The 24,906-nt window shown below is 39.9% G+C and carries 19 protein-coding genes and 1 tRNA gene; 7 read left to right on the top strand and 13 right to left on the bottom strand.

All coding sequences use genetic code 11. From position 1 onward, the window contains the following. Nucleotides 1-10: 10 nt before the first annotated feature. The 9 genes from JL001_RS11685 to JL001_RS11645 form a co-directional block, all read right to left on the bottom strand. A complete protein-coding gene (locus JL001_RS11685; protein ID WP_200976248.1) occupies nt 11-2,305 on the bottom strand; it encodes a family 20 glycosylhydrolase in 2,295 nt (764 codons plus the stop codon). 66 nt (nt 2,306-2,371) lie between these two features. Continuing rightward, the gene (locus JL001_RS11680; protein ID WP_200976247.1) at nt 2,372-3,946 is read right to left on the bottom strand and encodes a RagB/SusD family nutrient uptake outer membrane protein; all 1,575 of its coding nucleotides are present in this window, start codon (nt 3,944-3,946) and stop codon (nt 2,372-2,374) included. Nucleotides 3,947-3,958: 12 nt separating this feature from the next. Further along, nucleotides 3,959-7,288, bottom strand: a complete 3,330-nt coding sequence (locus tag JL001_RS11675; protein WP_200976246.1) for a TonB-dependent receptor — start codon at nt 7,286-7,288, stop codon at nt 3,959-3,961. A 144-nt stretch (nt 7,289-7,432) separates the two neighbouring features. Continuing rightward, nucleotides 7,433-8,500: a FecR family protein gene (locus tag JL001_RS11670; protein ID WP_200976245.1), complete on the bottom strand. Its 1,068-nt coding sequence runs from the start codon at nt 8,498-8,500 to the stop codon at nt 7,433-7,435. Nucleotides 8,501-8,625: 125 nt separating this feature from the next. After that, entirely contained in the window at nt 8,626-9,267 is a 642-nt protein-coding gene (locus JL001_RS11665) for an RNA polymerase sigma factor (RefSeq protein WP_236252787.1), read from the bottom strand. A 4-nt stretch (nt 9,268-9,271) separates the two neighbouring features. Beyond that, nucleotides 9,272-11,674 (bottom strand): glycoside hydrolase family 3 N-terminal domain-containing protein, encoded by a 2,403-nt coding sequence (locus JL001_RS11660; protein WP_236252786.1) that lies wholly within the window; start codon nt 11,672-11,674, stop codon nt 9,272-9,274. A 430-nt stretch (nt 11,675-12,104) separates the two neighbouring features. Continuing rightward, a tRNA-Leu gene (locus JL001_RS11655) sits at nt 12,105-12,187 on the bottom strand. A 117-nt stretch (nt 12,188-12,304) separates the two neighbouring features. Next, on the bottom strand, nt 12,305-12,757 hold the full coding sequence (locus JL001_RS11650; RefSeq protein WP_200976243.1) for a GNAT family N-acetyltransferase: 453 nt from the start codon (nt 12,755-12,757) through the stop codon (nt 12,305-12,307). After that, on the bottom strand, nt 12,758-13,219 hold the full coding sequence (locus JL001_RS11645; RefSeq protein ID WP_200976242.1) for a GNAT family N-acetyltransferase: 462 nt from the start codon (nt 13,217-13,219) through the stop codon (nt 12,758-12,760). Between the two features lie 233 nt (nt 13,220-13,452). On the opposite strand from JL001_RS11645, the gene dinB reads away from it, so the two are divergent. From dinB to JL001_RS11630, 3 genes are all read left to right on the top strand, one after another. Then, nucleotides 13,453-14,649, top strand: coding sequence for a DNA polymerase IV (gene dinB / locus JL001_RS11640; protein ID WP_200976241.1), 1,197 nt, complete (start codon nt 13,453-13,455; stop codon nt 14,647-14,649). Nucleotides 14,650-14,763: 114 nt separating this feature from the next. Beyond that, nucleotides 14,764-15,555: a DUF3050 domain-containing protein gene (locus tag JL001_RS11635; protein ID WP_200976240.1), complete on the top strand. Its 792-nt coding sequence runs from the start codon at nt 14,764-14,766 to the stop codon at nt 15,553-15,555. Between the two features lie 81 nt (nt 15,556-15,636). Continuing rightward, on the top strand, nt 15,637-16,344 hold the full coding sequence (locus JL001_RS11630) for a DUF2490 domain-containing protein (RefSeq protein ID WP_200976239.1): 708 nt from the start codon (nt 15,637-15,639) through the stop codon (nt 16,342-16,344). Nucleotides 16,345-16,393: 49 nt separating this feature from the next. Here JL001_RS11630 and JL001_RS11625 read toward each other — a convergent pair whose 3' ends face one another. Then, nucleotides 16,394-17,548, bottom strand: a complete 1,155-nt coding sequence (locus JL001_RS11625; protein ID WP_200976238.1) for an MraY family glycosyltransferase — start codon at nt 17,546-17,548, stop codon at nt 16,394-16,396. A gap of 479 nt (nt 17,549-18,027) precedes the next feature. Between JL001_RS11625 and JL001_RS11620 the strand changes: the two genes are divergently transcribed. Both JL001_RS11620 and JL001_RS11615 read left to right on the top strand, forming a co-directional pair. Beyond that, on the top strand, nt 18,028-19,512 hold the full coding sequence (locus tag JL001_RS11620) for a S41 family peptidase (RefSeq protein ID WP_200976237.1): 1,485 nt from the start codon (nt 18,028-18,030) through the stop codon (nt 19,510-19,512). A 95-nt stretch (nt 19,513-19,607) separates the two neighbouring features. Further along, on the top strand, nt 19,608-20,027 hold the full coding sequence (locus JL001_RS11615) for a DUF3052 domain-containing protein (protein ID WP_200976236.1): 420 nt from the start codon (nt 19,608-19,610) through the stop codon (nt 20,025-20,027). Between the two features lie 55 nt (nt 20,028-20,082). On the opposite strand, the gene JL001_RS11610 is transcribed toward JL001_RS11615, so the two are convergent. The 3 genes from JL001_RS11610 to JL001_RS11600 are packed head-to-tail and all read right to left on the bottom strand — an operon-like array spanning nt 20,083 to nt 22,698. Then, nucleotides 20,083-20,796: a lipopolysaccharide assembly protein LapB gene (locus JL001_RS11610; protein ID WP_200976235.1), complete on the bottom strand. Its 714-nt coding sequence runs from the start codon at nt 20,794-20,796 to the stop codon at nt 20,083-20,085. A gap of 10 nt (nt 20,797-20,806) precedes the next feature. Then, entirely contained in the window at nt 20,807-22,228 is a 1,422-nt protein-coding gene (locus tag JL001_RS11605; RefSeq protein WP_200976234.1) for a CCA tRNA nucleotidyltransferase, read from the bottom strand. Next, nucleotides 22,225-22,698: a hypothetical protein gene (locus JL001_RS11600; RefSeq protein ID WP_200976233.1), complete on the bottom strand. Its 474-nt coding sequence runs from the start codon at nt 22,696-22,698 to the stop codon at nt 22,225-22,227. The genes JL001_RS11605 and JL001_RS11600 overlap by 4 nt, the downstream gene beginning before the upstream one ends. Before the next feature lie 189 nt (nt 22,699-22,887). Here JL001_RS11600 and JL001_RS11595 point away from each other — a divergent pair, with 189 nt between their 5' ends. Continuing rightward, a complete protein-coding gene (locus tag JL001_RS11595; RefSeq protein ID WP_168196248.1) occupies nt 22,888-23,031 on the top strand; it encodes a hypothetical protein in 144 nt (47 codons plus the stop codon). Nucleotides 23,032-23,280: 249 nt separating this feature from the next. Continuing rightward, on the top strand, nt 23,281-24,903 hold the full coding sequence (locus JL001_RS11590; protein ID WP_200976232.1) for a CTP synthase: 1,623 nt from the start codon (nt 23,281-23,283) through the stop codon (nt 24,901-24,903). The last annotated feature ends 3 nt before the right edge of the window (nt 24,904-24,906 follow it).

The following is a 24,906-nucleotide window of genomic DNA, read 5'->3' as shown; positions in this document are numbered from 1 at the left end:
CTTTTAAGGATTATTTAGAAATGTACCAATCAGCTGGAACAGCTTTTCTCTCACCATTCTCGTCGATGTATTCCAAAATAAGGGTGTGTCCCCCTCCACCTTCAATAAAGTCCAACTCAATCGGATGAAGTCCAGCATTCAATGCAACCTGACCACTGACTTCTTTAGCAGGGTGAAAACCATCATTATCTATCACTTCACGACCTCCAATATATAGCTTACTACCATCATCACTGGTAAGTATAAAGTCATATACTCTCTTTTCAGGAACATTGATATAACCAATGAATTCAGCCCCAAAAGAACCTTTGGCCAAGTCAGCAGGTATGCTTAAATCCTCCATTACCCTTACTTCGTCAGCTTGATGGTCATCCATTAGTGCGGTTTGCTTGAATGTTCCCTTATGGAAATGCATGGTAAGCCCATCACTACCTGAAACCTCACTTTCGTTTACGGCGTTCAGATAAGTTGTTTTTCTGTAAGGCACCTCATATACATCTCCCCTATTTCCTGAAGGCCCAAAAGCTGCCACTTTAAAATCCGTATCAGACTTCACCTTTAAAGGTTTTCCCAAAACTTTATCATCCATTTCCGGGTCAGTACCATCTGTTGTGTACTTAATGGTCAAGAAATCTACAGGAGCACTTACATCCAACTTCCCTTTTCCCACAAACATATTCTTATCTGCTATGCCATTTAAATCAGGAAGGCGATAGTTGATATTCTCTTTCTGCATCCAAGCAAAATGATTGTTTAACCTTTCTTGGTACCCATCAAAATCCTTAGGATCCGACCAAAGCCTTTCTGCCAAAGCCGTCATTCTAGGCATATACATATAATCTGCTCTTGCCTCTGAAGGGATATACTCAGTCCAGATATTGGCTTGACCACCAATTACTTTATTGGCCTGCTCAGCAGTAAAACCTTCAGGCACAATACTCACGGTATATACTTTTCTCAAAGAGCTCTTATCCGGCGCATAATCAAAATAAAGACCTCCACCCACTGGGGACATAATGATCTCATTACCATTTTCAACTGCACTGAAAGGGGCTTTTTTCACCCAACTTCTCCAATACATCACATGGGCTGTCGGGCTGATTCCCCCAGCCAAAGCATCATCCCAAACTATCAACTGCTTCCCTTTAGATTTCACATAAGCTTCCATATGGTTCACAAAGAAGCTTTGCAGCTTATCCACATCTTCGATTCCATTTTCTTTCATCCATTCTTCGCACATTGAAGTTTCCCAAAACTCTCTGTCCACTTCATCAGCTCCAATATGTACATACTTGCTCGGAAACAAGGCCATGATCTCATCCAAAACCTTTTCAGCAAACTCATAGGTACTTTCCTGACAAGGGTTCAAAGGACTTGAGAACAACTCTCCCCACTCAGTCTTCTGATCACCTGTCAAATAAGGGTAAGCCCTTACCGCGGCACTCATATGCCCTGGCATATCTATTTCTGGAACCACCTCTATATGGTGTTTGCCTGCATAAGCGATAATTTCTTTAATATCCTCTTGGGTGTAAAAACCACCATAAACTTCCTTGCCATTGACTTCTTTGATATTCCAAGGGTCAATAATATAGTCCGGATTGGTTTCAGCCCGCTCCATACATATGGTATCGTGCTTATTATAAGTTCTCCAGGCTCCTACATCCGTCAGCTTGGGGAATTGTTTGATCTCGATTCTCCAACCTTGATCATCTGTCAAGTGCATATGAAGTTTGTTAAACTGGTATCTAGCCAATCTATCAATAAACTTCTTGATATATTCTTTGGTAAAAAAGTGTCTTGACACATCAATATGCATCCCTCGCCAATCATACTTGGGCGCATCATTTATTTCTACAGCTGGCACTTCAAGCTCAGCTAGTTTCTCACCTGAAAGGTTCACTGGCAATAATTGCCCGAAGGCTTGAATACCTCTAAAAAAACCAGTTTGGGTGCTGGCTTTAATCACCACTTGCTCATTTGAAATAGCGAGAACATATCCTTCTTCGGCACTTACCTCATTTGAAAATAACAACAATATTTCTCCATTGGAAGAACCATCTTTATCCAAACCATATGCAGATAGCATCTCCTGTAAGAATGAAACTTCATTACTCAAATCTAGGTCTCCACTTTCCACCTCAATCGCTGTTGCTCCTGATAGTTTGAAAGTGCCCTCTTTTGCTGTCAGCTCAGCAGGATAAGGAATTAGAGGGTATCTTTTGGAGAGGTACTCAGTATTCTGAGCCATTGCCGACGCAAATAGCAGCGCCATACTCAAACAAAGGGTGATCTTTTTAATCATGATTTATTAAATACTAAATGAAAAGGGTTTGATGGCAAGTTACACCTTCAAACCCTTTCGAACTAATTACCAATTAGGATTTTGCTCCAGATTTGGATTTATTGAAAGCTCATTAACCGGAATGGCCCATAAATAATCCCTGTCCGGATTGAACTGTCGCTCTTCTACTCTTACAAATTCACCAAAATCTCCTCTACTATCATCAAAGTTATTATAGATTCCCAAAGCAGTTCCTGGCATCACATCCTCTGCGATCTCCCACCTTCTAATATCAAAAAAGCGATGCTCTTCCAAAGCAAACTCTACTCTTCTTTCTCTTCTAATCACCTCCATTAAAGCTTCCTGAGATCCTGCCTCGGTAGATGTAATGGCTGGCATTTCCACACCGGCTCGTCCCCGAACTTCATTGATCGCATCATAAACTGACTGGTCAATTTCCCCTGATTGTACTTTCGCTTCAGCATAAATCAATAAGATTTCCGCGTATCTAATCAACACTTCATCATTATAGGAGTTACTGTCCCAGCTTCCTTCAATATCTGCTGGCACACCTTTTTTATAGTAATACCCTGAATATGAAGCATTATTTTGCCCCAAGCGGTCAATTGAATTGGGATTAGTGATATCAATGGTAATTCCATTCACTTCAGTCCCAGGTACTATTACAGTTAACTCCAACCTAGGATCTCTGTTTTCAAATGGATTTTCAGGATCATACATAGGTGACTCTTCGATGGTCAAACCATCACGGCATTCGTAAGTATCCACCAAGCTTTTCAAAGGAATTACCTGTCCCCAGCCACCTAGTGACGGAGCCCCCAACCATGTAGCGCTTGCGGTTGGATAAGTGTTTTTAATATACTGGGCCGCCAAGATGATCTCAGGACTATTTTTATTGGTGCCATCAAAGAGACTTAAATAATCACCATCAATGCTGTAATTTAGTCCCATTACTTCGCTGGCCACATCAATTGCTTCAGACCACCTTTCATCATACAAAAGCACCCTTGCCTCTAAAGCTAAAGCAGCACCTTTTGTAACTCTTCCCTGATCTGAGGAGCCATAGCTCTCTGGCAAAATATCAGCAGCTTCTTCCAAATCTTGCACAATAAAATCAACTACTTCCGCTTTGGGAGTTCTGGAAACATTGAATTCATCTGTAGTTTGAATAGAAGTGATCAATGGCACATCTCCATACATGCCGATCAATTGTTGATACGCGTATGCTCTGATTACCCGAGCCTCTGCCTTCAGCCTATTTCTCAACTCCTCATCCATGGAAGGAACCTGGTCGATATTGTCCAATACATTATTGGCCGCTGCGATGGTGTTATAATGCTGTGACCAAAAATGACTGAAATAGCCCAAACTACTCGTTGCACTTCCATTTCCGGCAAACTGAACATCTGCCGGCCAGTTACTCCAAGAGTAGCTATCATCTGTAGCTGCAGAAAGGAAAATCCTGTACCAACTATCCCCTAAATACCTGTAGCAGTTATTGACTGCGTTGACCGCATCAGAAGAAGTCGCCCAATAATTCCCACTGGAAACCTCATCCAAAGGTTGTCTATCCAAGAAGTCTTCACTACATGAAAAGGTCAGTAGCAAAGCTGCGAGTATTGTTAAAATATTTATTTTCATCTTTTTTTCTGCTTAAAATTCAACACTTAACCCTACTGTATATGTCTTCACCTGAGGATAATATCTATTATCATTAGGTGCTTCTGGATCGATATCGTTTTCCAGACCAGACAGTGTAAACAGGTTTTGTCCTGTCACAAATACCCTAGCTCTTGTAATTTTGGCAGGTTCCAAAAGGCTCTTTGGAAGATTATAGTTCAATTGCAATGTTTTTAACCTAACATATGCCCCACTTTCCACCCAATAGCTTGAGGACTGATAGTTTCTCTCCGCTGTAGTTAATCTAGGGAAAGAAGCATCCGTATTTTCAGGTGTCCAGCTATCCAAATGTAAATCCCTAAAATTACCATCAGTGCTAGTAGGTGCTCTCTTCAACACCAAAGTATTGATGTCTGCCTTGGCAACTCCTTGGAAGAAAGCGGCAATACTGAAGCCTTTGTAGGCAGCATTAAGGTTCAAACCATAAGTATAGCGAGGAATATTGCTTCCCAAATAAACCCTATCTTCTGTATTCACCTCTCCATCGCCATTCACATCGCGGTAGATCAAGTCACCAGCGGAAGGAGAGCCGGGTTGAGTAGCGTGCTGAGCCACTTCGTCAGCTGACTGGAAGATTCCATCAGAGATATAGCCAAAGAAAGCCCCAATCGGGTACCCTACCTGATAGGCAGTGGTAATATCGTTGTTATCAGTAGTAAGATAATCCGCATCACCAAAATCAGTAATTTCGTTTTTCACATCAGAGAAATTGGCTCCAATATCATAGGTAAAATCACTTCCTGCTCTACCATGATAATTTGCTGAAAATTCCCATCCTTTATTTTCTACACTCCCAACATTTTGGTAAGGTGCAGAAAGGCCTACAGTAGAAGGGATCGGAAGCTGCAACAAAATATCATCAGTGTTCTTCACATAGTAGTCAAAAGTGAAATCCATCTTTCCTTGAAGGATCACTAAGTCAAAACCAACATCCGTCATTTTTGTAGTTTCCCAACTTAGTTGGCTGTTAGGATAGGCACTTAGGCCAGCTGCTTGATTAAGCGTTCCTCCAAATGGATAGTCATTAAAGCTGTAACTAGTCTGATAAGGATAATTGCCGATAGCGTCATTTCCCAACATACCCCAAGAACCTCTTAATTTCAAATCATCCACAAAGCCTAATCCTTCCATAAAGGATTCATCTGAAATTCTCCAACCTAAGGAGAAAGAAGGGAAAATGCCCCACTTCTGACCATCCGCAAACCTACTTGAGCCATCTCTACGGATATTGGCCTCAACCAAATATTTATCCTTGAACGCATAGTTTACACGACCAAAGAAAGACAATAAGGCATATTCATTGGCTGTACCATTGGCTTCTTGCCCATCTGAAGCACCTGCGTCAATTTCAGAAAGATTTCCATTCGGAATATTTGTTCTATACCCTGTTAGAGACTCATTGGTCTGTAGCAAACTGGAAATACCGGCCAAAACATGTAAGTTATGATTCTCTCCAAAATTCTTTGAATAATTGGCTAAACCTTGGAAGTTTTTGAACCAATAGTCCAAAGACTGCTTGGTCACTTCATTTCTCCCCAATACCACCGAAGATGATTCAGGCACATTATAAATCAACTGTTTTTCATGAAGACTGGTATAATCAGACTGATAATTGATGGATGCCCTACCGGTCAGCTTCAAACCTTCAATCACTTCATAATCTGCTTGGAAATTACCTGTAAACAAGTTTTGCTTATAACTGTAAATCCCTCCTTCGTCTTGTAATCTCAATGGGTTTTGCCCTCCTCTTACCACTGCATATTCTCCGTTTGAATAATAGGCAGGAGTCAAAGGGTTTATAATAGCTGCCTGACCAAACTGATACCATGCTGAGCCAGAAACACCTTGAGGTTCTTCACGGTTGGAAATATTAGCAGAAATGTCTGCACTAAAATTAACCTTTTCAGAAGCCTTGATATCAGTATTTACACGAAGTGTAAAACGATCAAAATCCATGTTTTCAATCAAACCTTTTTGATCAAAATAATTGGTCGACACCCGATAGGTCACGTTTTCTTGACCGCCAGAAATCGCAAGACTATGGCTTTGTTGAAAACCAGAACCCGTCAACACTTTATCCAGCCAATAATTATCTGGATAAGCAACCGGATCACGGTTAGGGTCATCATATGCGGCAATTTGATTATCGGAATATATTGCTCCTGCGCCAGAATTGGCATACATGGTGTTAACCAACTGCATAAAATCCTTAGCCCCTACAAACTCAGTCATTCTAGTTGGTTCCTGTACACCAAAATAATTGTTATAGCTTATTCTTGGCTTTCCGTCCTTACCTCTTTTGGTGGTAATTAATACAACCCCGTTGGCAGCCCTTACCCCATAAATGGAAGCTGCTGCTGCATCTTTCAACACTGAAATGGATTCAATATCATTGGCATCAATGTCATTGATATCATACTGAACCCCATCTACCAAAACAAGTGGATCATTGCTGTTCAAGGTACCTATACCTCTAATTCTTAAAGTACCTTGGTCAGCTCCAGGTTGTCCACTTCTTTGGGTTACGGTAAGACCAGGGGCTACTCCTTGTAAAGCTGAGGACACCTGACCTACAGGCTTTCTGGAAACCTCTTCACTTCCCACTGCAGATACCGCTCCAGTAAGGTTGATTTTTTTCTGGGTACCATACCCCACTACGACTACCTCATCCAAAGCAGTTTCATCAGCTGACATGGTAATATCAATACTGCTTTGACCAGTATAAGTCACTTCTTGGCTAGAAAACCCAACAAATGAAAAAACTAAGACATCACCTTGATTCACATCAATTTCGTACTCACCCTCCAAGTTAGTTACTGTACCACTGGTGGTTCCTTTCACCAAAACAGTAGCTCCAGGAAGCGGATATCCAATATCATCCAGCACAGTTCCTTTTACTTTCTCTTCTCGAACTACCTCTACTAGCTTGGGTTGGTTTGGAATAGACTTCTTAACACTGATTCTATTGTTGACCTGCTTGAATGAAAGGCCATTTTGGGCCGCAAGTTGATATAATGCAGACTCCAATGTTTGGTTTTTCACAGACAGTGAAACCTTGCCCGTCTCCTTTTCCGTCTGGTCATCATACACAAAGATAAAATCAGATTGACGCTCGATCTCGTGCAAAACGTCAGATAAATCGCCTTCAGACAGGTTAAGGTTTACATAAACCTTTTGCATATCCAAAGACCCTTGGGCTTTTGTAGGCATGGCATGCAGCAAGTTTAAAAACAGCAGCTGCAGGGCAAATCCGTACAAATAGTATTTTCCGATCATAATAAGACCATGTAATATATTTTTCATAAATTGAATTGTTTTAGGTACGAGAATAGTTTGCTTAAAACGTTCAGGAAGGATAGTAGTCGGCCAAAACACTATCTTTCCCTTTTAAGCCAATGAAGCGCCACTTCATTGGCTTTTTTCTTGTCAAAAAGGTTTTATCATAGATTATTTTTTAGGTTTATTAAAACTGACAGTAACATTCTTTTGTGTTATCTCATGAGAGAACCTTAAGCTATATCCTATGCTTTCCAGCACATTATCCAAATGATCATTCTCAAACCTTCCTGATACCAGAGGGAGCTTTCCTGTTGGTAATTCTTTCAGGGTAATTTCCACTCCATACCAACGCTCAAGAGTCAAAACCACTTCTGAAAAGGGGCTCTCATCAAAAAAAATTATGCCTTCCTTCCAGAGAAATGCACTTTCTAAATCGAATTCTCTCTTTTGAACTTTTAAATCCACACCTAGGAAAGCCTCCTCTCCAGGAGTCAGACGCATCAAATCCGACTTATCTCTCGCCTTTGTTACCTCTACCACTCCAGTCGCCAATTTGACCGAAGGACGGTCCTTTTCATAAGCATTGATATTAAAAGATGTCCCCAATGCAGTCGTGGTGATCTCTCCACTTGTGACTGTAAAAGCCATACTTGTATCCCTTGTCACCTGAAAAAATGCTTCCCCTTCAAGAGTTAGGTTTCTGTGGTCCTTTCCAAAATTAGATAAATAACTAATCTCACTAGAAGAATTGAGGGTTACCTGGCTGCCGTCTGGTAAGTGAACAATTGATTTTTGTCCCTTTTGATTAGACTTCACCACCATGGCAACAGAAGGGACAGTAATGGTTTCTTTTTGATCTAACCCATACCACCCAACAATACCTGCACAAGTCAAAACCAATGCTATTACGGCAGCTATCCCCCAAGACAAATTGCTACTGACAGACTGAGGTTGATAAACCTTTTCCCTAAAAGCTCTGGTTTCTACTTTATTGAACCCGAGTCTTTCCTTGATCTCATTTCCTACTCGATCTTTCCCTGCTTTCTCCCAAAGTCTTTTCTCTTTGTAGAGTTCGAGTAGAATTTCCTTAGCGGCTTTTATCTCCAATTCCAACTCGGGGTGCTCACTTTCAAATAACTCCCAAGTCAATCTATGAGTACTTAGATGATTCAGCACCCAATCACAAAAGGTCTTATCCTCTAAAAAATCTTCGATGTTATGATAATTTCTCCCCAAAACTCTTAATACTTTATTTATATAGAGGGAGGAAAAAACATCATCTCACCATTTTGGAGAAAAAAAATTAATATTTATTTAACCTCTAAAACAATTAGAACATCAACAAACTGAAAAACAGAAAATTACCAAAAACATTTGAATAACAATACAATAAAAATAGTGCGAAGAGTATTAATAATACCATTGGAAACAAAGTGTGATTTAAGAGACTTAAGTCCCTTCAGAACGAGGTTATAAAGATAGGGTACCTTAACATCCATCATTTCTGAAATCTCCTCATAACTCAGTCCCTCCAAATATTTGAGATAAATGACCTCCCGCTGCCTATTAGTGAGAATTTTCATGGCCTCCCTTACATGCTTACCCGAATCTATGGTTACCTGTCTCTGAACCAAAACCTCTTGGATGGATGCCTCCCAATAGGATTCTTCATGAAATTTTTCGAGTCCTTGCCGCTGCCCCCTATCCCCTTGGAGCCTGTTCATGATCTCTCTTCTAAATGTAGTAAAAAGGTAATACTTAATAGAATGACTGATGGTCAGCCGATCTCTCTTTTCCCAAATCAAAATAAATACATCTTGGATGACATCTTCTATCAATGTCTTTTCCCCTGAGAACTTGAAACCATAACTGAATAGAGAGTCAGATGTTGTCTCATACAGATAGGAAAACGCTTGCTGATTTCCTTCAGTTATTTCTTTCCATAGCTGACGATCTGAGAGCCGACCAAAATCCATATTACCTTCTTTCAATTGATTGAACAACGAATCAGTCAATTTTAAAACTTTCTTCTAAGCGAATATCCTTAGAAGATCTTCCTACCAAGATTTTAAAAGCACCTGGCTCTACAAGCCTATTCATTTTGGCATCCAATACCTGTAAATCTTCTGAAGTCAACTCAAATTCGATAGTTACCTGCTTATCTGCTGGGACATTAATCTTATCAAAGCGCTTCAATTCCATCAATGGTCTTACCGTGCTGCTGACTAAATCCTTTACATATAGCTGCACAACTTCTTCTCCATCTATTTCACTGGTATTTGACACACTGAAACTTACTTTTACTTTGGCATCTTGCGCATTACCCTCTGTTGCTATGTTGAGGTCAGCATACTCAAACTCGGAATAACTAAGGCCATGCCCAAAAGCATAAAGAGGCTCTGCACTGCCCTCTACATAATCATGTCTTTTTGGGTTTTTATAATTATAATAAACAGGCAGCTGTCCAACCGAACGCGGAACAGAAATAGAAAGTCTACCAGCAGGGTTATAATCTCCAAAAAGCACATCAGCTATGGCATTGCCCCCCTCTTGTCCTGGGTACCATGCATCCAAAATTGCTGGAATATTTTCATCTGCCCAATTCAGGTTCAGCGGTCTGCCCTTGATCATTACCAATACTACTGGAGTTCCTGTCTTCTTTATGGCCTTTAAAAGCTTCATTTGATCACCGAGCAAATCTAAAGTCATGCGATCAAAGCCTTCTCCACTTTCCATATCACTGATGATTTCACCTTCCTTGGTTCCACTCACTTTGGCTGCTGCAGTTTCTTCATATTCCGTATCAAAATCCCTCGCACTACTACCGCCCAATACAACAATAGCTACATCTGCTTGGGCAGCTAAAGCAGCAGCTTCCTCAATTTGGCTTTGTGTGGTATCTCGGATCGCACAGCCCTTGATATAATCCACCTGAACATCCTTGCCTACTTTGGCCTGGATACCTTCCAAAACAGTTACAATATTACTATTGGCTTGAGGTGCCGTATAATCTCCTAACTGATTATAAATATTATCTGCATTAGGGCCTATTACGGCTATCTTATTTAATTTCTTGCTCAATGGTAAAGTGGCGTTCTCGTTTTTAAGTAAGACCACCGATTCCTTTGCCACCCTTCTTGCCAAGTCAATATGTGCAGCTGACCTCACTTTTTGAGCGGCTAATTCAGGATCTACATATGGATTCTCAAACAGTCCCATCTCAAATTTCAATCTTAAAACCCTAGCTACTGCCTGATCCAAAACATCCATATTCACCTTTCCGCTTTGGATAGCTGCATATAGATTTTTATCAAATCCATATCCGCCCAAATCCGAATCCACCCCAGCATCTATGGCCAGTTGTGCCGCATCTTCCAAAGTGGCTGCCACATGGTGACTTCCCTTCAGCCCACTGATACTTCCCAGGTCAGAAACCACAAAGCCATCAAACCCCCAATCATCCCTTAAAATATCATTGAGCAAATATCCATTAGAAGTACACGGTATCCCATCAATAGAATTGTAGGCTGTCATTACGGATAAAGCACCTGCCTGCACTGCATCTTTAAATGGAGGCAAATAACTTTGGTGAAGTTCACGATCTCCTACACTCACACTAGTTCCATTATGTCCTCCTTCTGGAACACCATAAGCGGTAAAATGCTTTAGGGTAGAAATCACAGTTTCTCCTGAAGCAATGGACTCGCCTTGAAATCCCTTAACCATCGCAATCCCCATCTGTCCATTCAAATACGGGTCTTCACCATAGGTTTCTTCCACTCTGGACCACCTTGGCTCTCTTGCCAAATCCAGTACTGGACCATAACCAATATGCCCACCCTGCAACCTTGCTTCCAAAGCAATGACAGATGCCATCTCTTTGATCAACTTGGGATTCCAAGTACTTGCCTGTCCAATGGAAGTAGGAAAAACAGTCGTACCAATAGCCATATGTCCATGAGGGCATTCTTCCGCTAGAAGCATGGGAATTCCCAATCGAGTGTTTTCTATCACATATCGCTGCATGGCATTGGTAGCTTCCGCCGCCAACCCAGGCTGCAAACCGGTTTCCAATGTTTTTTGGGTCCAAGGGTCAGCCCTTAGCGTGGCCCACAGCATACCAATGTTCCTTTCCTGCACCGCCTTCTTAAAAGTCTCACTGGCCACAACCCCATTATCGGTTTTCTCATACATTTCCCAGCCCAAAAGCGTAGATAGCTGACCAACTTTTTCCTCTAAAGTCATCCTGCTCAGCAGATCTGACACCCGGTCTTGAACTGACTGATTTGCTTGCTTATAAATCGACGTTGATTTTTTAGTCTGTCCATTTAACAAGTTGGGAACAAATATGATCAGCATACCTGCCAACAATATTTGAGGGCGCAGAAGTCTAATGGTTTGATTAAGCATAATGATATATTAATTATAGGGCAATTCTTTGCCGGAAACAGCATTAACAGAGGCTCTATTTAGTTATTTTTTTACTTAAGTAAAACTATAATATTAAAAATATTTGTTCAATTGACACTATTAAAAAAAGAATAGCGAAACGAAAGACATATAACTATAAAAAATAACTTTTTACAAGTATTAACAGCCTAAATAAGTTTAGCTAAAACGATTATGCTATTTACAATTTATCACTTCCCGATTGACGGAAAATTAAAAATAATAGGAATTACTTTCCTTCAATTACAAAAGTATTTCCAGCTTTCAACTAACTCTATTCCCCGCAGTATTATGGTTGATCCTATGGTCTGAACTCGGGCACTTTATACTATCAACTGATAGCTAATCTAAAAACACAAAAGGCCTTTCAGAAATTCCGAAAGGCCTTTTGTGCGCACGAGAGGATTCGAACCTCCACGCCCATAGAGCACCACCCCCTCAAGATGGCGTGTCTACCAGTTTCACCACGTGCGCGTGATAGGTTTGCAAAAGTAGAAAGATATACCTTTTGCTCCAAACGATCTTTAAACATTTATATCCAAAAACCACAGGGCATTTTGTCTCTAACTGATTATCAAGCCAATTTATTCGCTATAAATCTTTCTCCATGATTATTCTAAATTCTTCCTTGGGGTATTTCTTAACCAAGTCCGTAATCATGAAGCCTCTCTTAAGTCCAAACCTAATCATCTCTTTATGCCTATTTCTAGTCTTGAAAAACAACTTTTTATATCCAGATTTTTTTGCCCAATCTGCTTGTACATCGGCCAAAACACCTGCTATTCCATTTCTTCTAAACGCAGGCAACACTCCTCCCATCCAGGAATAAAAAGTACCTTCTTCAATAGCATAACCTACTTTAAACCCTACCAACTTGCTGGCATACTCTGCCACTAAGACAAGGTTGGCTTTTCCTTGGAGTCGCTCAGCATATACATCACCTCCATATGACCGCTCAAATTCAGGGATCGCTAGGCTAATTGAAAGTACCTCTGCAATTGTTCCTCCCCGGATAATGATCTCAGGCTTCTCCTTTTCATCCATTTAAAATTCGATTTCCATTTTTATATCACATCTGGAATACTTTCCTGCTTCAGGTTCAGCTTCCTTAAAACCCAATTTTTGATACATGCTAATGGCGGGAGCCAATTTTCGATTACTATACAAAACTACTTTCTGAGCGCCTAAACCTTTTGCCTGCTCCAAAATAGCACTGGCCAATTTCCATCCTACCTTCTTTCCCTGGGCCTCTGGCACAACTCCCATTTTTGTCATTTCATAAATCCCTTCTTCTTGATACTTGAGTGCAACTGTCCCCAATATTTCACCTTCCAGTTCGGCAAACAGAATAGCTCCTCCTTGATCTATAATATGAAATTCAGGATCTTCCAACACTTCAATATCCACTGGTTCCAATATAAAATGCTCTTTGATCCAGGCTTTGTTTATAGATTCAAAATAAGGCTGTAAAGCTGGTTGGTAAGGGATGATTTTTACTTTTTCCATATATTATTGAAGCTAAAAATAATTTAAGGGAATTACATTTTTGAAACGCCCAAATCTCAGCGTGGGTTGCACATTATTTAAGATATTAAAAACCCATGTCCTCCTTTCCTATTGATCTCTCTGCTACATACCCAACACAGCAAGACATAAACTGTCTCTTTCAAACCCTCTCACCAAGCATAAACATGATTAGTTTATTAAACAAACATAAAAAAGTTTATTAAATTTACACCATGATTACAGACAGTCAGCGAAGTATCGTACATATGGACCTCGACTCATTCTTTGTCTCTGTCGAACGTTTATTTGACAGTAGGCTAAATGGGAAGCCCATCCTCATTGGGGGAACGGGAGATCGTGGAGTAGTCGCATCTTGCAGCTATGAAGCCCGCAAGTTTGGCATCCACTCAGCCATGCCTATGCGAACAGCCCGTCAGCTATGTCCCGAAGCCCTAATCATCCGGGGCGACACAGAGCGCTATAGTCAAAAATCCCATGAGATCACTGAAATCATCAGAGAAGATGTTCCACTTTTCGAAAAATCATCCATTGACGAATTCTATATTGATTACTCCGGCATGGATAAATTCTTCGGTTGCTTCAAAATGGCACAAGAACTTCGACAAAGAATCATAAGAGAAACCGGCTTGCCCATTTCCTTAGGACTTTCTGAGAACAAAACCGTCTCCAAGGTAGCCACGGGAGAGGCCAAACCTGATAATGAAAAAGAAATCCCCAGAGGAACAGAAAAGCCTTTTTTGGCTCCTTTATCGGTACGTAAAATCCCAATGATCGGCGAAAAGACGGCCCATAGCCTCTATGGAATGGGCGTAAAAAAAATCCATACCTTACAGGCCATGCCTGCAGAATTATTGGAAAGTGCATTTGGCAAAAACGGATTGGTACTTTGGGACAAGGCCAATGGCGTGGACCGAAACCCAGTAGTCCCTTATTCTGAAGCCAAATCGATCTCCACTGAAAACACTTTCAGTCAGGACACCATAGATGTAAGAATGCTGGAAGCCACACTCATAGCCATGACAGAACAGCTTGCTACCAAGCTCCGAAAAAACAAACAGCTAACCTGCTGTGTAAATGTCAAAATCCGCTATTCTGACTTCGACACGCATACCATGCAGCAACGCATCCCTTACACTGCTGCTGACCATACCCTTATCCCCATTGTCAAAGAGCTTTTCAGAAAACTCTACAATCGACGTTTGCTCATCAGGCTTATCGGCGTCAGGTTTAGCGCCTTGGTTCATGGCCATTATCAAATCAACCTTTTTGAAGACACCCAAGAAAGTATCAGACTTTATCAAGCATTGGACAAAATCAATGTAAAGTATGGTGAAAAAACAGTATGTAGAGCCATAGGAATGAAAGTCGGACATCGTAATTTCAACCCCTTTAATGGAGTAGCCATTTGACAGAACCTTGCACAAGATTGTCATACTGAATTCTTTTTGATTAATTTTACGCCCAATCTGATCATTCCCCACTAATAACCTCTCCATCATTACCTAAGTAAAAGATTTATTTCCATGCAAGAAATCCAGCATATAGAAGCACAGATAAAGCCGCTAAAAGAAAAGCTATCCAAACACCCATTATATGCGCAGCTATCCTCCATTGAAGACATTAAAATATTCATGGAGCACCATGTCTATGCCGTCTGGGACTTCATGTCTTTGTTAAAAGCTTTGCAAAAAGACCTTACCTGTATTTCCTTGCCTTGGATTCCAGCCAGCAGCCCTAGTTTGGCACGTTTTATCAATGAAATTGTCCATGGCGAAGAAAGTGACATCAATGAGCTTGGAGAACCCAAAAGCCATTATGAAATGTATCTAGACGCGATGAAACAAACAGGTGCCAACACCGAAGAAATCAACTCTTTTATCGACTTGCTATCCAAAGGACATGCTATTTCAGAGGCATTGAAAATGGTCAACGCTGACCCTGTCGTACAGGAATTTGTCCAATTCACTTTTGAAGTTATCAAAACTGGCAAACCCCATTTAATTGCTTCTGCCTTTACTTTTGGAAGGGAAGACCTGATCCCTGACATGTTCATTGAAATCATCAAAAAAGCAGAACACGAAAAAAACCAGTCTTATGGCAAACTGAGCTACTACCTACAACGCCATATCGAATTGGATGGTGATGAGCATGGTCCCCTGTCCATGCAAATGATCGCCGAACTATGTGGAGACAATCAACAAAAGTGGGAAGAGTCACTTCAAGTAGCCAAACAAGCCTTGCTCCACAGAATTAAGTTATGGGATCAAATCACCCAAAAGATCGCAGCCAAACAACCTTCCCCTTCTCTTCCTTAAATCCACCTAAAAGACAAACATAATAAACCCGTGCCTCCTCTACGCTCAATATCCCTCCGCCGTGCCTTGCTATTCCCCTGCTTGTTATTCACTTTTATTTCAAGTGGTTTTTCCCAACAAAAAGAAACCATTCATGAAAACCAGCAATGGCTGCAATATTACAACAAACTTCATTTTGCTGAAAAATGGAGCTTAGCCACAGACCTAGGCTTAAGGTTTAAAAATGGATTTGACAAAAAGACACGTTATATAGCAAGGACTGGATTAATCTACCATTTAAGCAACAAGTTTCAAATAGCTGCTGGCTTTGCCCGGCTGGGATCCTATTATCAAGGCAAAGAAGTCAAAGTCATTGAGACGAGACCCTTTCAAAGCCTAAGCATGAAACACCACCACAGACAATTCAATTTGGTCCAAAGGCTTTCAATGGAAGAGCGTTCCTTTAAAAATATCAACAGCGACACGCCACTAAGTACAGATATCACTTTGCGCTTAAGGTATAGATTGATGTTCAATGTCCCTCTTACTTCTTTTAATTCTGGTTCGAGCACAAAAAAAATCTCTCTCAACTTTGGCAACGAGCTATTTCTAAATGCCAATAATGACATTGCAGTGAGTACATTTGATCAAAACAGGGTTATTCTTGGCCCTGCCATTCAGCTTAACAAAAGCTTTAAAGCTTCCATTATTTACCAGTACCAATATTCTTCGACTCCAATAGAAAACACTTACAAGCAAACTAGCATTTTGAGGATGAACCTCAAACATAACCTTGATTTAAGAAATTAACGAAGGATGATTTTATTCCCTGAGAACGAGTCCACAATAAATAAAGTAATTATTGGACAGCCTCTCTCTCCAATGTTTGCTTATTGTTTTCTACTTGTCGATCTTTAAAATTACCTGGAGAATCCAAGGTCAATATCCTTGGTGAGTTTTTTGCAATTTTCCTTACTTTTCTTAGCGTAACAGCATCTAAGGTCAAACACAAAACAACGACTGTACCTAACACAAGCGGCAATAAAACACTGTCCGGAAAGCCTGAAGTAACCACCACCAAACCTAAAAAACTCAATTTCACTCCTCCCAATACACAAGCAACTTGATCATGCCTTAATCCCATTCTCATCAAAAAATGATGCACATGAGATTTATCTGCAGCCATTGGCGACTTACCTCTCCTCATTCTTTTTACCATCACACGAAGTGTATCGAAGCATGAGATAAGGACCAAAGCCAAACCTGCTGTAATTGGGGCATGAAATTTCAGCGGATGGCCATCAGCAAGCAACGTCCCATTGGCATTTACAAAAAACACACTGAATACTGACAACATAAATCCTAGAGTCAATGACCCTGTGTCTCCCATAAAAATTTTTGCAGGATGCCAATTATAAACCATAAAAGACAATATTGCCCCGGCAGTCACCAAAGACATGACTCCAAATTCAATAAATCCTGTACTTAAAAACCACCCCCCCAAAAATAAAAATGATATCAAACTCAATGTTCCCGCCAAGCCATCCAATCCATCTACAAGATTAAAAGCATTGGTAAGGCCTATTATAGTAAATACTGTCAAACTATAACTCACCCAAATTGGCAACTCTTCAATTCCTAAGAATCCATAAAAACTACTTATACGGATGTCTCCCAAAACAACCACAAAAGCTATCGCCAAAAGCTGTCCCAGCAACTTTTGAAGCGCGCTCAGCTCAACCATATCATCTCGCAGTCCCAACAAAAACATAATTCCTAACCCCATCATCAAGAACCTGACATCAAGCCATTGTTGGTAAGAAAAAGCCACCAGCAACCCTCCGAGTAAGGCACCGACAATGCCTATACCTCCCATAGAAGGAATAGCTTCTTTATGAATTTTCCTCCCCCCTGGTTCATCTAGGAGATTAGTCTTTTTGATAACTTTGATAACAACTGGAATAGCTAGCAGGCCTGTAAAAAAAGCGATTAATGCGGGTATAATTTGAAGCATAATAAAAATTAAAAAGGTTACAATAATAGATTTTCATTTATTCAATTTGTTTCAACTTTTGTGCCATCAAAAAAATCCTTATCAAGGATGACACCTTTCACAGTTTAAATAAGAAAATAAATAATTAAAACTGTAGAGTAATATCACGAATTTACACAAATAGTAGAATTTCGGCATAAAAACCCTGTTTATAATTTAAACACAAATAAATTTATTTCGTTTACAAAACTAAGCATTACAAATTCATTTCAAAATACCCCAAAAAGGGTATTTTGAGTTTGGCCTGTTATAGAACATTAAAACACCTACTTCAAATACTATACTTCCTCAAATTCCAGACCTAATTCTTATTATTGAATTTCAATCATTTATTAGAATTTTTAAACTATTCTTAATATTTATTTCACTAATAGCGTTATATTAAATTCTGGTTAAATTCCGTTAAATCTCCCTATAACTTTGACTCAATTGATAAATTTATGAAAATATTTAAACTTAATCGCTGGCTTATTGGATCAGTTTTCTTAGTGTGCATTTCTCTTTCTTCTTGTGGAGATGATGAAATGACTGATCCGAATCCAACACCTGATCCAAATCCTGATATTGAGGACAATACAAGTCCCAATATTGCTATCAACAATTGGATCCAAGAAATAATGGATGACTATTATTATTGGAATAGCACCATGAATGATCCAATTGCTGCAGATTCAGACCCCTCACTTTATTTTGATACTTTACTGGTAGACCAAGATCGGTTTTCCGTAATCTACCCTAACTATCAGGACCTTGTCAACTCTTTGCAAGGAGTCAGCAAGGAAGCTGGTTATGAATTCACACTTTTCAGGGCTAGCCAAACCAACCAAGATGTAATTGCGGTCATTCTATATGTAAAAAAAGGAAGCCCAGCCGAAGCAGCAGGTTTATTGCGTGATGATGTTATCACGGAAATCAATGGAACAACCCTTACTTTAAGTAACTATCAAAGTTTACTTTCCTCAATAGATGAAGACCATACCGTTACTGTAGCCCGATATGACGAAACCTTAAACGATGGTACGGGGGGATATGCTTATCTTAGTGAACCTTTGACAATGAGCACACTGGTATTCTCAGAAAACCCTATCTATTTAGACTCTGTTTATTCTGTTGGTTCTCATAAAATTGGTTATTTGGTTTACAATTTCTTTACTCCCGGAACTGAAGTTAATCCTAGTGACAATGTTACTTATGGTCTATATGATCAAGAACTGGACGAAATCTTTGCAGATTTTAAAGCTCAAGGAGTAAATGAGTTCGTCTTGGATTTAAGGTATAATGGAGGTGGCTATGTTAGTAGCGCAGTCAACCTCGCCAGCCTAATTGCCTCAGGAGTTAGTCAAAGTGATATTTTTTATAAAACCAAATACAATACTGGGGTTCAAGCGTATTTCACCCAAGCCTATGGTGCTAATTATTTCAACAGTACTTTCCTTGATAAACCAGCTAATATTGGGAATCAATTAAGCAGTAGTACTATTTATATCATCGCTACAGGAGGAACTGCATCTGCCAGTGAACTCATTATAAACGGGTTAAAACCTTACATGACTATTAAAATCATAGGAGAGACAACTTATGGTAAAAATGTAGGTTCAGCGGTATTTGAAGATGATGAAAATGAAGAAAACCACTACGGTCTTCTCCCTATTATTTCACAAAGTTTCAATAGCCTTGACCAATCTGATTATTCAAATGGATTCGATCCAGACATTGAATCTGATGAATTTGATGGCGGTAGATTACTCCCATTAGGGGATGTGAATGAAGCCATGTTAAGTGTTGCTATTGGCCAGATAACAGGAGCTGGCTCTAGAATGATCAAAAAAGAGCCTATGGATCGCGTTGAAATAGTCAACAGTTTAAAGCTAAACAACAACTTCGGAATCATGATCGAAAAGACCCCAATCAGAGTAAAACCATAAAATATTTGAAGTAGGCAGCAAGGGTTCTCCTTTGTTGCCTATTACTATTTTTTAAATTTAAACATACAGGCTAAAGGATCAAGCTCTACAAAAAAATGACCACAGCAGGATATTCACAAACACCGTTGATAAAAAAGCTGGGCATTAAAGAAGGTTTCAATGTTCTCCTCATTAACTCTCCTGAAAATTATTTTGATCTGCTTGAGACATTGCCCCTAAACTTGACTTTTTCAGAATCTGACCACGACGACCTTGATTTCATCCACTTTTTCACCAAAAGTGCAGCAGAATATGAAAGTAAAATTGAATCCCTGAAATCTTTGATCAAATCCAATGGAATGATCTGGGTGAGCTGGCCAAAAAAAGCTTCCAAAACCCCAACTGACATGACTGAGAACATCATTCGGGATTACGCATTAAAAATCGGTTTGGTGGATGTAAAAGTATGCGCTGTAGACACAATATGGTCAGGATTAAAACTGGTTATTCCCATCAAGTTAAGACCAAAAAAATAGCCTCTGCAACTCAGCGGAGACTACCCCAATATAATCATTCAATTTGAATTGATATTTAATTCAACTCTTTAAGATTTTCCTGTACAATTTCAAATCCAGGCGCATTGGCTAATGCGGATTCGAAGGCAGCTTTAGCTTCAGAAGTACTTCCTTGCTCTTTGTAGATCAACCCTTTCAAGTTCAAGGCAGCAGCCTTCATGCTTACATCTTGAGTGGTATTGTCCTTCTTAGGAAAAGTCAATTTCTGCTCTTCTGATTTGTTGTTTTTGATCAGCATGTTCACTGAATTCAAAGCCTCATCATACTTCTTCAAAGAATACTGTAGGTAAGAGGTCTTATAAAGACTAAACAGATCTCCTGATAATAAATGAAGTGATTCAAAATGCGGTAAAGCCCTATCCAAAGCCCCTAGCTGCTCCAATGAATAAGCTGCCACTTCTAATGCAGGGATATTTCTATCATCCACTTTAAGAATATCCAATGCCACCAAAGCCGCAGAACTGAACTGCTCCAACTCATAATACAAAGAAGCCAACAATTCAGCATAACGCGGATTCTCCGGGTTTTTCTCAATCAACTCATACAATTTACTCTTTGCAACAGAAGGATCGTTATACCTCAAAGCCATTTGATAGACTCTTAAAGCTGCCTGATCCTTTGCAACTTTACTACTATCCTTCTGTGGTGTAGCAGTATTAGTAGTTTCTTGGGCCATCACACCCCAACTCATCAAGAACAACGCAAGCGCTGCAATTTTAAACTTATTCATACTATAAATACTAATTTTCTTTTTTTGAAATTCCTTTGGCCTTAGCCAACTCATACATTAACTCGATTGCTTGTTCTTTATTGTTTCCAATTTGGCCTTCCAATATAGCTTCTTTTATTTCTTCTTTTAACTCTCCCACAACTTTTGATGGAGAAAGCCCAAAGATTTCCATAATTTCCTCTCCGGAAACAGGTGGCTGAAAGTTCCTAACATGGTCTTTTTCCTCCACTTCCTGAATCTTTTGCTCCACTTTATCAAAATTGGCCAAAAAGCGCTTTACTTTATTGGAGTTCTTTGATGTCACATCTGCTCTGCAGAGCTTCATCAAATCATCCACATCATCCCCGGCCTCATACACCAGCCTTCTTACCGCAGAGTCTGTTACCTTATCGTTCACCAATGCGATTGGCCGTAAATGCAATCTTACTAATTTCTGAACATATTTCATGCGCTCATCCATAGGTAATTTCAACTTACGGAAAATTTTAGGGGTCATCCTCGCCCCCTTATCTTCATGGCCATGAAAAGTCCAACCTACTTTGGCGTTAAAACGCTTGGTAGCTGGCTTGGCAATATCATGCATAATTGCTGCCCACCTTAACCATAAATCATCTGTACTTTCACAAATGTTGTCCAAAACCTGTAAGGTATGGTAAAAATTATCTTTGTGAGATTTGTCCCCCACGGAATCTACCCCTTGAAGTTCCACCATCTCCGGAAAGAATTGATGCAAAAGCTTACTGACAAACAACAGCTTAAAACCATAACTAGGCTTTTCCGCTAAAATAATTTTATTCAGCTCATCAATAATCCGTTCGCCTGAAATAATCTGAAGTCTTTCCGCATTCCTGATCAGTCCATCAAAGGTGCCCGGCTCTATATCGAACCCAAGCTGAGTCGCAAAACGAACAGCCCGCAACATCCTTAAAGGGTCATCTGAAAAGGTCGTATCGGGATCCAAAGGAGTTTTGATAATCTTTCTTTTCAAATCTCTCACCCCATCAAAAGGATCTACCAAATCACCATAACTAGCAGAATTAATGGAAATGGCCATGGCATTGATCGTAAAGTCCCTTCTATCTTGATCCTCTTGGAGCGTCCCATCCTCGACAATAGGTTTTCTGGAATCATGTCGATAGGATTCTTTTCTAGCTCCAACAAACTCAAGCTCCCAATCCTCCAACTTGATCATTGCTGTTCCAAAGTTTTTAAATACCGACAATGGCACATGATGATCAAATGAATCAGCAACTTTTTGGGCAAGGCTAATTCCGCTCCCCACGCAAACAAAATCAAGATCCTTGCTAGGTCTTTTAAGCAACAGATCCCTCACAAAGCCTCCGACCACGTAAGCCTCCAAGCCAAGTTCATCTGCACATTCCCCTACCCTTCTGATTACTTCAATCTGATCTATTTCTTTGGTTAAATTCATTCACCACCTATTTTAACATCTCCATCAGGGCTTAAAAAAAGCCTCTTCACATCCGACTTAAACAATGGGAATTTCTCCTTCAGCTTAATCACATCATCTGCTCCGTTCTTTTCCTGATAAATCAAAGGCCTACTAAAACTAAAAACGATCTTATTCCATATATCATTTCTAAAAACACTGAACTTTACTCGACCATCCTTTACTGGCCCGTTCTCTAGTAGTTTACTTGCTAAAGTAGTATAAACCGTAGGTTTTGTAGCAAACTCCACAATATCCAAGGCTATTTCAGAAAACTGCCCAGCAATGCCTCTTATTTGAAAAATATCAACTAAAAGAAAAACAGCTTCATCACTATCTTTCCCACTTTCGTAATGGTTAGGATCAATCAGCTCAATGACTTTTCCGCTTCCCTCTTCCACACATACTCGCCCCTTTTCCCTTAATTCTTCTACAATGGTCTTTACTTCCATCTTTCTATTGTTATTTAAAAGCCAAAATTAAAACACTTTATGATGAAGACCTTATTTTTTCCATAAATACTCATTCTTTCTATGCCCAATCTTAACCATTTATTCAAATTTCAAAAACATCATAATGAATATACAAATATTTTCCCTACCTTTGCCCTTCATTTGGAATAGAACAAAACTCGAATAGATATGGCAGTTACTACACTAAAGAGAAAAGCTAGAAGAAACAGACAAAGACAAGTTACACGCGTTATCAAAATCAAGCAATTGAACGCTAAGCCTGTAATCAAGAATGTGGATGTAGAGGAACTTAAAAAAGAATTCTCTAAATAATATTTGCCACAAGCGCATATCAAAAGAGGCCATCCGCCAAGGCGGATGGCCTCTTTTGATTTTTCATCACTAAAAACCTTATTATCAAGAGCTAAATAGATAGCCTGAAATCCTTCAGGCCCAAAAGTCTTCCTATGGGCAGTTGGAATAGGAAAGCAAAATTTTAATGCAATCCCTCTCCTTCAAGTCAATTATTTTGCTTAATTTTGAGCCCCATAGGAATTCAAACAAAACATTTATAATATTCTTATGGCGTCACCCACCAAATATATCTTTATTACAGGGGGAGTAACTTCTTCATTAGGCAAAGGCATCATTGCAGCATCTCTGGCCAAGCTACTTCAGTCCAGAGGTTTTAAAGTAACCATTCAAAAATTCGACCCTTATCTAAACATCGATCCGGGCACGCTTAATCCTTACGAACATGGTGAATGTTACGTGACGGAAGACGGAGCAGAAACTGATCTTGATTTAGGGCATTACGAAAGGTTCCTCAACACCAACACTTCTCAAAGTAACAACGTAACCACTGGTAGGATATACAACAATGTCATTACCAAAGAACGTAAAGGGGAGTTTTTAGGAAAAACCGTTCAGGTAATTCCTCATATCACAGATGAAATCAAAAACAGTTTCTACAAGCTAGGTGAGGAAGGAAACTATGATGTGGTAATCACTGAAATAGGTGGTTGCGTGGGTGACATCGAATCCCTTCCATTCATTGAAGCTGTGAGACAGGCCAGATGGGACTTGGGACCAAACAACTTCTTAGTGGTACACCTAACCCTGATCCCTTACCTTTCTGCCGCCAAAGAATTAAAAACAAAGCCTACCCAACATTCTGTAAAACAGTTGTTGGAAGCAGGTATCCAACCTGACATATTGGTTTGTAGATCAGAGCATCACCTTCCCCAGGATGTCAAGAAAAAATTAGCATTATTCTGCAACGTCCAGTTAAATTGTGTCATAGAAGCCATGGATGCAGAAACTATCTATGACGTTCCTTTGCATATGAAAAAGGAAAAGCTGGATGAGCGAGTAATGACCAAGCTGAAACTTCCTTCCAAGTCAGACACCAAGCTGGAGCATTGGAAAGAATTCCTTGGAAGATTGAAAAACCCTACCCAAGAAGTCAATATCGGACTGGTAGGTAAATATGTTTCATTGCCTGATGCCTACAAGTCAATCATTGAAGCCTTTACTCATGGCGGGGCCGCATGTGAGACCAAGGTAAACCTAAGTTTGATCTCTTCTGAAGAAATCAACAAAGACAATGTTTCCAAAAAGCTCGCTGAACTGGATGGAATCTTGGTTGCACCAGGATTTGGAGAAAGAGGGCTTGAAGGTAAGCTTGAAACTGTTAAATTTGCCCGGACCAATAAAATACCATTCTTCGGTATTTGTTTGGGCATGCAAGTAGCGGTAATTGAATTTGCCAGAAACACCCTTGGATTAGCAGATGCCAATTCCATTGAAATGAACCCGACTACAACCAATCCGGTCATTTCACTAATGGAAGAGCAAAAGAATATCGAACAAATGGGTGGCACCATGCGTTTGGGGTCTTATCCATGTGATTTGGCCAAAGGCTCAAAAGCTAACACTGCTTATGGCAAACCTAAAATCCAGGAAAGACACAGGCACCGTTACGAATTTAACAATGACTACCTAAAGCAATACCAGGACAATGGAATGATTGCCACAGGAATCAACCCTGAGAGTGGCTTGGTAGAAATCGTAGAACTAAAAGACCATCCATGGTTTGTAGGAACTCAGTTCCACCCAGAATACAAAAGTACGGTGCTCGCACCACACCCTTTATTCGTAAGGTTTATACAAGCTACATTGGATAATAAAAAGAACAACAATTAAACC

It is taken from the genome of Echinicola sp. 20G, assembly GCF_015533855.1.
GTDB lineage: Bacteria > Bacteroidota > Bacteroidia > Cytophagales > Cyclobacteriaceae > Echinicola.
The sequence above is the reverse complement of the archived record's forward strand: the minus strand, read 5'-3'. Positions and strand labels throughout refer to the sequence as shown.

What these genes read in the sequence shown, in the direction of transcription:
- JL001_RS11685 (WP_200976248.1), bottom strand. Translation starts at nt 2,305, where the DNA reads ATGATTAAAAAGATCACCCTTTGTTTGAGTATGGCGCTGCTATTTGCG.
- JL001_RS11680 (WP_200976247.1), bottom strand. Translation starts at nt 3,946, where the DNA reads ATGAAAATAAATATTTTAACAATACTCGCAGCTTTGCTACTGACCTTT.
- JL001_RS11675 (WP_200976246.1), bottom strand. Translation starts at nt 7,288, where the DNA reads ATGAAAAATATATTACATGGTCTTATTATGATCGGAAAATACTATTTG.
- JL001_RS11660 (WP_236252786.1), bottom strand. Translation starts at nt 11,674, where the DNA reads ATGCTTAATCAAACCATTAGACTTCTGCGCCCTCAAATATTGTTGGCA.
- JL001_RS11650 (WP_200976243.1), bottom strand. Translation starts at nt 12,757, where the DNA reads ATGGATGAAAAGGAGAAGCCTGAGATCATTATCCGGGGAGGAACAATT.
- JL001_RS11645 (WP_200976242.1), bottom strand. Translation starts at nt 13,219, where the DNA reads ATGGAAAAAGTAAAAATCATCCCTTACCAACCAGCTTTACAGCCTTAT.
- dinB (WP_200976241.1), top strand. Translation starts at nt 13,453, where the DNA reads ATGATTACAGACAGTCAGCGAAGTATCGTACATATGGACCTCGACTCA.
- JL001_RS11635 (WP_200976240.1), top strand. Translation starts at nt 14,764, where the DNA reads ATGCAAGAAATCCAGCATATAGAAGCACAGATAAAGCCGCTAAAAGAA.
- JL001_RS11625 (WP_200976238.1), bottom strand. Translation starts at nt 17,548, where the DNA reads ATGCTTCAAATTATACCCGCATTAATCGCTTTTTTTACAGGCCTGCTA.
- JL001_RS11620 (WP_200976237.1), top strand. Translation starts at nt 18,028, where the DNA reads ATGAAAATATTTAAACTTAATCGCTGGCTTATTGGATCAGTTTTCTTA.
- JL001_RS11615 (WP_200976236.1), top strand. Translation starts at nt 19,608, where the DNA reads ATGACCACAGCAGGATATTCACAAACACCGTTGATAAAAAAGCTGGGC.
- JL001_RS11610 (WP_200976235.1), bottom strand. Translation starts at nt 20,796, where the DNA reads ATGAATAAGTTTAAAATTGCAGCGCTTGCGTTGTTCTTGATGAGTTGG.
- JL001_RS11605 (WP_200976234.1), bottom strand. Translation starts at nt 22,228, where the DNA reads ATGAATTTAACCAAAGAAATAGATCAGATTGAAGTAATCAGAAGGGTA.
- JL001_RS11600 (WP_200976233.1), bottom strand. Translation starts at nt 22,698, where the DNA reads ATGGAAGTAAAGACCATTGTAGAAGAATTAAGGGAAAAGGGGCGAGTA.
- JL001_RS11595 (WP_168196248.1), top strand. Translation starts at nt 22,888, where the DNA reads ATGGCAGTTACTACACTAAAGAGAAAAGCTAGAAGAAACAGACAAAGA.
- JL001_RS11590 (WP_200976232.1), top strand. Translation starts at nt 23,281, where the DNA reads ATGGCGTCACCCACCAAATATATCTTTATTACAGGGGGAGTAACTTCT.